We start from the raw sequence: 10,014 nt of genomic DNA on the forward strand, positions 1-10,014 counted from the left end.
GCCTCAGCGCCGCTCGTCGAGCGTATAGCGATAGACCCCGCCGTGCTTCCGCAGCATGTAGGCGAAGCCGGCCAGGTGCTTCAGCGCGAGGCGCGAGAACTTGCGCGTGCGCCGCTTGTAGTCGTGCACGACGGAAATGCGCCGGCAGTAGTAGTTGCGCAGGCCCAGCTTGCGCGTGCGCACGCAGAACTCCGCATCCTCCGGGCCGAAGAAGATCCGGTCGTCGTAACCCATCAGCAGGGCGGCCACCTTTTTGGTGAAGGTCTGGTTGGCGCCCAGCACGTAGTCCACCTCGAGCGGATCGTCGGCATCGTCGAACGCGGTATCCACCATCAGGTGGCGGTCCAGTTCGCGCTGGACGAAGCCGAGCTTGCGCGTGGCCGGAATGCGGGCGGCGATGGGCTGGAAGAAGCGGGGAAACCGGCGGGTGGAATCCTGGCGCGTGCGGTCGACGTTGAGCAGTTCGAATCCCACCACGCCCGCGTCGGGGTGGGTCTGGAAGAACTCGTCGACGATGCTGCCGGGATCGGCGGTCAGGAAGATGGTGTCGTTGTCCAGCGTCATGCAATACCGGCCGCGGGCCAGGAACAGGCCGCGGTTGCGCGCGGGGCCCACGCCGTAGTTGCTGTCCAGCGGGAAATAGCGCACCTGCGGCAGCGTCGCGACAAATTCGGCGCTGCCGTCGCGTGAGCCGTTGTCCACGACGATCACCTCGTCGCGCTCGAAGTCCAGCTTGTCCATCAGCGAGAGCAGGCAGCGTTGCAGGTTCTCCTTTTCGTTCCAGGTGATGATGACGATCGACAGGCGCACATCGGCCTCGCTCATGACGGTGCTCCAGCGTGGGGCGGGGTGGAAACGGGAGCCGGGGCGCTTGCGCGCATCGACGACGGGGTAATGACCGCGTTGGCCTTCACCACGAAATGGTCGGGGATGACCACCGGGCCGAAGATGCAGGCGCCGGTGCCGATGGTCACGTTGTCGCCGATCACGGGCGCCCCGTCGCCGGGAAAGCGGTTGCCGATGCATACCCGCGCGTAGAGGGTGCAGTTGGCGCCGATGGTGGTCTTGCCGTTCACGATGATGCCGAAGGCGTGGTAGATCACCAGCCCGGGACCGATGGTCGCGGTGGTCGGCAGGTAGCACTTGAAGACGAACTCGGCCAGTTTCTCCAGCACGCGCAGCGGTGCATGCAACGCCGTGCCGCGCGCGCCGGCCAGCAGCCGGTAGGTCAGGATGACCCAGAACGACTGGTCCAGCATCCACCAGGCCAGGCTGCGATACCCGGGCAGCGAGCGGAGCCGGCGTACGTCGGCGCGGAAAGCGTCAAGCATAAGAAGGGTCCATGGAAGGATCGGCGGTCGGTCGGCCGGAGAGCTGGGCGCGCACTTGCATGCGCCGTTTCGTTTCCATGCGTTGCGCGGCGCGCCGCAGGTCGGCACGCGCGTAGAACATGCCCACGAAAAACCAGAAATAGGCCTCGTAGCCGCTGAACTCGATACAGGCCAGCATGAGGTAGCACAGCAGGAAGAACTTGATGTTGCGCTGCGCGCCCTCGGTACGGGTGAGCAGGATCTGCGCCGCCATGGCCAGGAACAGCAGCAACGACTGCACGCCACCTTCGAGGAGGAACTGCAGGTAGATGTTGTGGACGTTGTTCTCCACGAAGGTCAGCCCGGACAGTTGCTCCATCACCGGCACGCCGTTGCCCACCCCGTAACCGAGCAGGTTGTGCTCCAGGGCGGTACCCGCGCTGTTCCACAGGGCCAGGCGCCCGACGTTCTTGTGGGCCAGCTGGGTCTCGGCCTGGAGGTTGAAGCGGTCCAGCACCGGGATGTCGACCACCGAGGAAAGCACCAGCCCGACCAGCAGCACGGCCATGGCCACGCCGAAAAACGTGAAGAAGTAATAGTGGCGTGACTTGCGGGCCTGGAAACAGGCGATGCCGATCGATACCGCGGTGCCGACCAGCCCGGCGCGCGACAGCATCATGCCGCTGGTCAGCAAGGCGATGCCGGCGGCGATCGGGTAGGCACGGGTGCCCAGCAGCAACAGGGAAAGCAGGGCCAGCAGGCTGGCTTCGATGTTGCGGCCGCCGGTGGACATGTACAGGATGCTGGACGCGCCTTCGGTGCGCGCGTAGACCGCGCCCAGGCTGCCCGCGTACACCAGGTCGCGCAGGATGACGAAGGCGAGGCAGCAGCCCAGCATCCAGGTGAAGATCCGGCGCAGTTCCACGTCCTGCAGCTTGCGGCCGAAGACGACACCGAGGAAATACGCTGCCGCCACGAACACGATCAGCGTGGAGCGCAGGCCGCCGCCGTAGGTGGCCCCGGCGGCCAGCGCGGTGGCCGCCATGGTGGCGATGAAGGCCGTAGCCGGATTGAGTTTCAGGTAACGCGCGGCGGGAAGATAGAGCACCGGCATCAGCAGGAGCAGCAGGTGGTAGACGTTCACGTGCGACTTGCTGCTGGTGCTGTGGCCCAGCGGTATCTGCACGAACAGCATGGCCATCAGCACGATGGCGGCACCCCGGGTCTTGTGGATCGCGATGGCCATGCGTTCAGCCGATCGCCCGGCCGAAGAACTTGTGCAGCAACACCTTCAGCGTGGACTTGTAGCCGCCCAGCGACAGGTTGCGCACGATCTCGCGCAGCGGTGCGCGCTGGCCGCCGATGACGAACTGGATGTTGCGATGGTTGCGTTTCTGGTCGGCGCTCATCAGCCGGGCATGCTTGGCCAGGAAGCGCTCGCTGCCTTCGGCGCGCTTGCTGGAGTTGCGTATGCGCGCCCGCGAGCGGTCGTCGTCGACGAAGGACAGCACGGCCCGCGTGCGCAGGGCTGGGCCGAAGCGGTCGGCCAGGCGTATCCACATGTCGTAGTCCTGCCAGGATGGCATGGCCTCGTCGAAGCCGCCCAGCTCGCGCATCCGCGACAGTTCCGTCAGCACCTGGTTGCCGGCCAGGTTGGCGTAGAGCAGGGCGGGCAGCGCCAGGCGCTCGGTCGCGTTCAGCTCGGTCGCGCCGTAATGCCGTCCGCGCAACGCGGCGATCTGCGCCTCGTCCTGGAAATAGCGGAACCGGCTGCACACGAATGATACGTCGTGCCGGCGGTAGAGCTCGACCAGGCAGGCGATGCGCTGCGGATGGAACAGGTCGTCGTCGTCCAGCCCGGTCACATAGGTGCCGGTGGCGTGCTCGATGCAGCGGTTTCGGGCGCGGCAGGCACCCTGCGGCGTGTCGTTGCGCAGGTAGGTGAAGCGCCCCGGGTGGCGCTGCGCGTACGCGTCCACCACCTCGGCGGTGTCGTCGGTGGAGGCCTCGTCGCAGATCAGGATCTCGATCCGCGGGTAGCTCTGCGCCAGCACCGAGTCTACGGCGCGCCGCAGCAGGGCCGAGCGGTTGCGCGTGGGGATGTATACGCTCACCAGCGGCAGGGTGTCGGTCATGCGCGTACCGCCTGGAGCTGTCGATGGATCAGGATATGGCGGCTGTGCCAGATCACCCACGCCAGTGCCGGCGCGGCGAAGGCGAAACGCACGGCGCTGGCTGTCCAGCCGTCGCCCGGATACACCGCGACGGCCAGCATCAGGCACGCGTAGGGCACGACGCTGGCCATGACCCAGGCGTCGAAGAACTCGCGTGCCGTGGTCTGGATAAGCTTCGACGAGAAGAAGTAATACGAAAGCACCGTGGACAGCACCTGGCTGAGGGCGAGGGCGATCGCCATGATTTCCAGCGAGCGCGAAGCCGCGCCCGCCACGCTCACCGCCAGCGTGATCCCGCAAATCCGCACATTCCAGCCGAATTCGATGTCCGAGCGGCCGCGGCTCTGGCTCAGGGCGCCGATCAGCGAGCCCAGTGGCCGCAGCATGCCGAACAGCAGCATCAGCGGGACCAGGCGCGCGACGCCGTCGTAGCGATGGCCGTAGAGGATCGAGACGGCGGGCGGCGCGAACACCGCCAGCATGATGAAGACCACGGCGCTGAAGATCGCCACGCCGCGCAATCCGACGAGGAAGATGCGGCGCAGGGCCTCGGGATCGTCCTGCACCGTGGCCAGCCGGGGCAGGGCCAGGCGTCCGGCCACGGGCATGATCAGCTTGGTCGGTTGCAGCACCAGTTCCTTGGCCAGCGAATACACGCCCAGCGAGGACAGCCCGAGGAATTTGCCCAGGATGATCTGGTCGGCCTGGCTGCGCAGCTGGTTGATCACCTGTGAGCCGAGCTGGAAGGCGCCGTAACGAAGGGCCTCGCGCATGATGCCGCGGTCGAAGGTGCGGCCCGGATGCCACTCGCGCTCGGACACGGCGAGGAAGCAGACAAGGCGCACCAGGCTGTTCACGATCATCGCGTACACGGCGGCCTCGATGGACGCCTGGAAGCCCAGCACCAGCACCAGCAGCGTGGCCAGCCCGCACAGCCGGCCGATCACTTCGATGCGGGCCAGGCGGGGCAGGCGGAACGCCTTGATCAGGCTGGCCTGGTACTGTGCCGCCACGCCCAGCAGGACGAAGTTCACCGTCGACAGGCGCAGCAGGTCGCCCAGCAGGTCGGACCGGTAGAAATAGGCGACCGCATACGAGATCGCGAACAGCGTCGCCGCCGACGCCAGGCCCAGCCCCACGCTGATCATGAACAACGAGGTGCGCTGCGGGCGGCTGATGTCCTGCCGGTGGATCAGGTAACTGCTCAGGCCCATGTCCTGCAGCAGCGTGGCGATGGCGTTGACCACGTTGACGATGGCCAGCGCGCCCAGCATGTGTGCGTCGACGTGGTGCGCGAGCACCGCGATCTGCAGCAGCTGGCTGCCCGCGCTCACCACGGTGGACCCGGCCGTCCACAGCGCATCGCGTCGTGCCGAGGTCATCGGGCTGCCTGCGCGTGCAGCTGCGCGGCAAGGCTGTCGTGCAGCCGGCGCTGGTCGAAGTGCGTCTCCACGGTGTGCCGGGCCTCGCGCGCGATGGCCGCCAGGTCGAAATCGCCCGCCTGGATACGCGCCAGCACGTCCGCCAGCGCATCGACGTCGCGCTCGGGCACCAGCCAGCCGGAACGGCCATCCTCGATCAGTTCGGGAATGCCGCTGTGTACCGTCGAAAGACACGGTACACCGCTGGCCATGGCTTCCATCAGGGACACGGGGATGCCTTCCTGGTCGCCGTCGGCCGCGGTGACGCTGGGCAGCGCAAACACATCGGCACCACGCAGGGCTTGCTGCACATAGGTCGTGTCGCGACGGCCGAGGATATGGATGGCATCCTGCATGCCTTGCTCGTCGACAAAACGCCGGAGTGTCGTGTGCAGCGGGCCGTCGCCGATCACGTCCAGGCGCAGGGGAACACCGCGCCGCACCAGCTGGGCGACGGCCTCGCAGAGGTAGCGCACGCCCTTCTTTTCGACCAGGCGCGCCACGCACAGCAGGCGCAATTCGCGTCCGGGGGCCGGCGCGCCGTTCGTCGCCGGCGGTGTGTAACGGAAGCCTTCCAGGTCCACGCCCATCCGATGCACCTGGATCTTTTCGGCCGCGCAACCCAGAGCCTCCAGCTTGCCGCGCCAGCGTTGGCTGATCGGCAGCATCCGCTCACCATGCGCGAACAGGTGGCGATAGTCGGCCGCATGCCGCGCCAGCACGCTGTGCTGCGACAGATCGAAGCCGTGGAAGACGGTGTACAGCGGCCCTTCGATCAGACCGAGCGTGCGCAAGTGCGTGGCCAGCACGCCGGTCGGGCCGAAGTGGGCGATGATCGCCCGCGCCCGCAGAGGCGTAGGCAGGCGGCGTACCGCACCGGCCAGCACCAGGCTCTTCGCCGCGTGGCCGAAGCGGCGCACGGACAGCGCCCGCCGCACGCGGGCGCTGGGCAGACCGGGCAGCACGCGGCGCAGCCGCCGCAACAGCACCTGCCATGAGGCCGACGCGCTGGCCGGGTGATCGAAGACGAAGGTCGCCCGTGCCATCAGGCCGCGCGTGTCGACGATGTCGCCGGGCACGGGGGCCGGCCCCCGGCTGATGGCGAGGATGCGCACGTCGAACCCGCGGTCCAGCAGGCCAACGATCTGGTCGATGACGAAGGTTTCCGAATAGCGCGGAAACTCGGCGAGGACGAACAGCACCGGCATGCTCAGGCTCCGATCCCCAGGGTGGCCAGCACGGATTCGCGTGCGAAGGCCTTTTCCCGCGCCACCGCGACGGCCACGCGAGCGCGCAGCGTGTCGTCCCGCAACAGCGCCAGCACCTGGCTGCGCAGGCTGCCATCGAGCAGGGCGGTGACCGGCACCGCCAGTTCGTCCACGCCCAGGCGCTTCATGATGCCCTCGGACTTGTGTTCGTAGTTGAGCGCCACCGACGGCGTGCCGAAGTTCATCGAGAGGATGGCGCTGTGCAGACGTGTGCCGATGGTCAGCACGCATGCACCCAGGCAACGGCCCAGTTCTACGTCGGTCAGCTCGTTCATTTCCACGTGGTAGGCCTCGGCGTGGCGCATGCGCGCACCGACGCGCAAGGCCACCATGCGGTCGTCCTTCGGGTAACCGTCGATCGCCGTGCAGGTGGAATATGCCACCACGCGGTAGCCGGCCTCGATCACCGCGTCCAGCAGGATGGCGAAGGCTTCCTCGTACTGCGCCTGGGTCACGCCCAACCGCTTGTCGAACGGGGCCAGTTCGCGGAAGGTCACCGCGACGGTGGGCGGATCGGCGATGGCCACGGGTGCGCCTGGGTCCACCAGCCACGCGGTGTCCGAGGTCCAGCGCAGCGTGTCCTGCGGGATGCCGTCCTCGGCCATGTAGCGCGCGCTCACTTCCTCGCGCAGGGCCAGCGCCTCGACGCGGCGCATGACATCCCGGGAAATGCGCCGGAAGAAGGGTTGCCGGAACGGCCCCACGCTGTGGCCGATCATGTAGACCGGCCGCCCGGCGAGCAGCGCGCAGATCGACTGGTCGTACTGGGTGGGGCCGTACAGGTCGACGAAGAACGATCCGCCCACCTGGATCACCAGGTCGTAGCCGGCCATCCACGCGATGGTGTCGCGATGGCGCTGCGGCAACGGTACCCAGCGTGCCCACCACCGGCCGGTGAGATGCGCATGCAGCAGGCGTGGCACGAGGCGACGCAGCAGTTGCGGGCGAAACCGGCCGAAGCGTTGGCTGGCCGCTTCGCGGTAATAGGCATCCAGCCCGTCGGGAAAAAGCGGGCGGCCGAGCAGGTAAGCGGAGCTGGTCGGGAAGCGGCTGGTGACATCCACCTCGCAGCCCGGCAACGCGGCGGCCAGGCACTCCAGCAGCCCGCGCAGGATCGCGGCGTCACCGCGGTTCCCGCAGGTGTGGTTGCCGACGATCAGGATGCGTGACATGGGAACGCCTTCATGCGGGATCCGCCTGGTACTTGTAGTAGGCATAGGCGGAATAGCCGGCGGTGCGCCGCTCCACGGCGTTGAAGATGGCGCCCTTGAGTTCCACGCCGTTCTGCTCGAAGCGTTGCTTGGCCAGCGCCAGTTCGCGTTGCTTGTTCAGGCCGAAGCGCGCCACCAGCAGGCTGGTGCCGGCGTGGTGGCCGATGACCGCCGCGTCGGTTACCGCGAGGATCGGCGGCGTGTCGATGATGATCAGGTCGTAGGCTGGGACGACGCTGGCAATGAACTGCGTGAAATGCGCATGCATCAGCAGTTCGGATGGGTTGGGCGGCACCTGCCCGCGGCTGATGAAGTGCACGTTCTCGGTCGGCCCCGGCTGTATGACGTCGGCCAGCGCGGCGCTGCCGACCAGCAGGTCCGACAGGCCGCGGCCGGTGCGCACGCCGAGCAGCTGGTGCAGCGTACCGCGGCGCATGTCGCCGTCGACCAGCAGCACGCGTTGCCCGGCATGCGCGATCACGGCGGCGAGATTGGCCGAGACGAAGGTCTTGCCGGCGAAGGGGCTGGAGCCGGTGATCATCAGGATGTTGTTCTTCGCCTCCAGTCGCGCGAAATGCAGGCTGGTACGCAGGCTGCGGATCGATTCGATGGCCAGGTCGGCAGGGTCGGCGATGGCCAGCAGCGGACCGTGCGCGGCGTGCGAGCGGCCGCGGCGCAACATTCGCGTACCCTGGCCCGGGCTCAGCGGCACGGAGGCGTAGACGGGCAGGCCGAGGTCCTCGATCAGCGCGGGGTCCTCGATACCGCGGTTCAGTATCTGCCGCAGGAAAACGAAGGCCAGCGAGAGGAAGCCGCCGAGGAAGGTGACGACGATCACCACCAGCGCCTTACGCGGCTGCACCGGCACGTTGGGATCCACCGCCGCACTGTCCACGATGCGCACGTTGCCCACCGTGCCGGCACGCGCGATGTCCAGCTGCTGTGCCTGGTTGAGCAGGCTGGTGTAGGTGTTGCCGCTGACCTGCGTGTCACGATTCAGCTTGAGCAGCTCCTGCTGTGTGTCCGGCAAGTCGCCCACTTCCTTCTGCATCCGCGCCTTCTGGGCCTGCAACTGGCCCATCTGCTGTTGCAGCGCCTTGTACGCGGGGTGATCGTGGGTGAAGCGCCGTTCGATATCGGCCTCTTGCAGGTGAAGTTGCTGGAGGTTGTTCTCCACGGACACGATCTGGTCCAGCAACCCCTTGGTCTGCATGCTCAGGTCCACGGAGTGGGACTTCATCTGGAACGCGTTCATCGCCGCCTGGGCCTTGTCCAGGTCCTGGCGCACCTTGGGCAGCTGGTCCTTGACGAACTGCAGCTGGCTGGCGGCTTCCGCAGAATTGCGCTCGACGTTCTGCCGCACGTAGGCGTGCGTGACGTGCTCGAGCACCTGCCGCGCGAGATCGGGATCGGCGTTGTTGTAGGTCAGCCCGATGATTCCGGAGTCATTGCCCTGTTCCAGCGCAACGATATCGGACTGCAGTTTCGTCGTGGTCGTCAGCCGCGGCTGCACGATTACGTCGAAGCGGGTGCCCGGGTTGGCCACCAGCTGGCGGATCTGCAAGGTGACGCCCTTGCCGGTCACCGGCTGTCCCACCGCACCCTGGGCCACGCGGTTGCCGTCGTCGTCGTACAGGCTGAAGCGACCGCCGGCTTCGGCGCGCAACTCGAAGGTCGCGCTCATGCCCGGATCGGGCAAGGTCAGGCGGAAGATATCCACCAGTTCACCGCCCCAGCCGTAGCGGCTGAGACCGAAGCGCGGCTTGCCGGGCTGGCCGGGCTTGTGTCCGCGAGACAGATAGTTGCCGATCAGCGGCATGCGCCTCGGTTGCACCTGGACGTTCAGGCGCATGTCGTCCACGGTCTGTCCCACCACCAGTCGCGAGGTGATCAGAGCTATCTCGGTCACCGCCTGCGACGCACTGGTTCCCAGTGACTGCGACAGGTCGCTCAGGCCCGGCAGGCTGGGCGTTTTCTGTTCGACCTGCACCACCGCGGTCGCCTGGTAGATAGGCGTGGCGAGCACCGTATACAGCACCCCGGCCACGAAGAAGCAGCCGGTGATCGCCACGATCATCCACTTGTGATCCAGCAACGTGCCGAACAGCGCGTTGAGGTCGATGGTGTCGTCGTCGTGTGCCTGCTCAATCTTCGTCGTCATGCGGCGGCGTGGTTTCCTGGGTCATGAAGGGGACGCCTGGGCGTCTGCGTTGCACACCCGGTAAGCCGTTTCGACGGCGTGCGTCGATGGCATGTGCTTGGTCGCGTCAGGGCGAGTCACGTGTGTGATCGGCGTCGATGAGCTTTGAGCTTAGTCGCGCGGGGAGGGCACTCAAAGCGAGCGAAGTCGGTTTTGCGACATGCGTCAAGGAACCGTCGATTTATCGGCGGTGTGCTGCGTGACAGCATTATGTTTTTGTTAAATATTGGCGTAATTTATTGCACGAATATCTAATGAATCGTTCATTGGGTGGTCATTTCGCTTTTGGATTCATGGATTTGGATGTTGCGGTGGGGGTCGTGGGAATTGGCGGCTTCGTTCCGGGGTCTTGCGGCGCAGCAAGAGCCATGGGGCTTGGAGCAAGAGCCGGCGGGTAGCCCCCTCGGTGCCACGCCTGCGGCGACCCGCT

8 protein-coding genes are annotated in these 10,014 nt (G+C 66.7%); all 8 read right to left on the bottom strand.

What is annotated here, in order from left to right; genetic code table 11:
• Window positions 1–3: 3 nt before the first annotated feature.
• From QRN34_RS02900 to QRN34_RS02935, 8 genes are read right to left on the bottom strand one after another with little or no spacing between them, the layout of a single operon-like run.
• Window positions 4–825 carry a glycosyltransferase gene (locus tag QRN34_RS02900; RefSeq protein ID WP_285401811.1) on the bottom strand — a complete coding sequence of 274 codons (822 nt, stop codon included), beginning with the start codon at window positions 823–825 and terminating at the stop codon, window positions 4–6.
• Window positions 822–1,331 (bottom strand): DapH/DapD/GlmU-related protein, encoded by a 510-nt coding sequence (locus QRN34_RS02905; RefSeq protein ID WP_285401813.1) that lies wholly within the window; start codon window positions 1,329–1,331, stop codon window positions 822–824. Before QRN34_RS02905 ends, QRN34_RS02900 begins: the two co-directional genes overlap by 4 nt.
• On the bottom strand, window positions 1,324–2,556 hold the full coding sequence (locus QRN34_RS02910; RefSeq protein ID WP_285401815.1) for an O-antigen ligase family protein: 1,233 nt from the start codon (window positions 2,554–2,556) through the stop codon (window positions 1,324–1,326). Before QRN34_RS02910 ends, QRN34_RS02905 begins: the two co-directional genes overlap by 8 nt.
• A gap of 4 nt (window positions 2,557–2,560) precedes the next feature.
• Window positions 2,561–3,445: a glycosyltransferase family 2 protein gene (locus tag QRN34_RS02915; RefSeq protein ID WP_285401817.1), complete on the bottom strand. Its 885-nt coding sequence runs from the start codon at window positions 3,443–3,445 to the stop codon at window positions 2,561–2,563.
• On the bottom strand, window positions 3,442–4,866 hold the full coding sequence (locus QRN34_RS02920) for an MOP flippase family protein (protein ID WP_285401819.1): 1,425 nt from the start codon (window positions 4,864–4,866) through the stop codon (window positions 3,442–3,444). Before QRN34_RS02920 ends, QRN34_RS02915 begins: the two co-directional genes overlap by 4 nt.
• Entirely contained in the window at window positions 4,863–6,113 is a 1,251-nt protein-coding gene (locus QRN34_RS02925; protein WP_285401821.1) for a glycosyltransferase, read from the bottom strand. The genes QRN34_RS02920 and QRN34_RS02925 overlap by 4 nt, the downstream gene beginning before the upstream one ends.
• A gap of 2 nt (window positions 6,114–6,115) precedes the next feature.
• On the bottom strand, window positions 6,116–7,345 hold the full coding sequence (wcaK, locus tag QRN34_RS02930) for a colanic acid biosynthesis pyruvyl transferase WcaK (protein WP_285401823.1): 1,230 nt from the start codon (window positions 7,343–7,345) through the stop codon (window positions 6,116–6,118).
• 10 nt (window positions 7,346–7,355) lie between these two features.
• Window positions 7,356–9,545 carry a polysaccharide biosynthesis tyrosine autokinase gene (locus QRN34_RS02935; RefSeq protein ID WP_285401825.1) on the bottom strand — a complete coding sequence of 730 codons (2,190 nt, stop codon included), beginning with the start codon at window positions 9,543–9,545 and terminating at the stop codon, window positions 7,356–7,358.
• Window positions 9,546–10,014 lie beyond the last annotated feature (469 nt).

The organism is Luteibacter sp. ME-Dv--P-043b (assembly GCF_030209605.1).
Lineage (GTDB): Bacteria > Pseudomonadota > Gammaproteobacteria > Xanthomonadales > Rhodanobacteraceae > Luteibacter.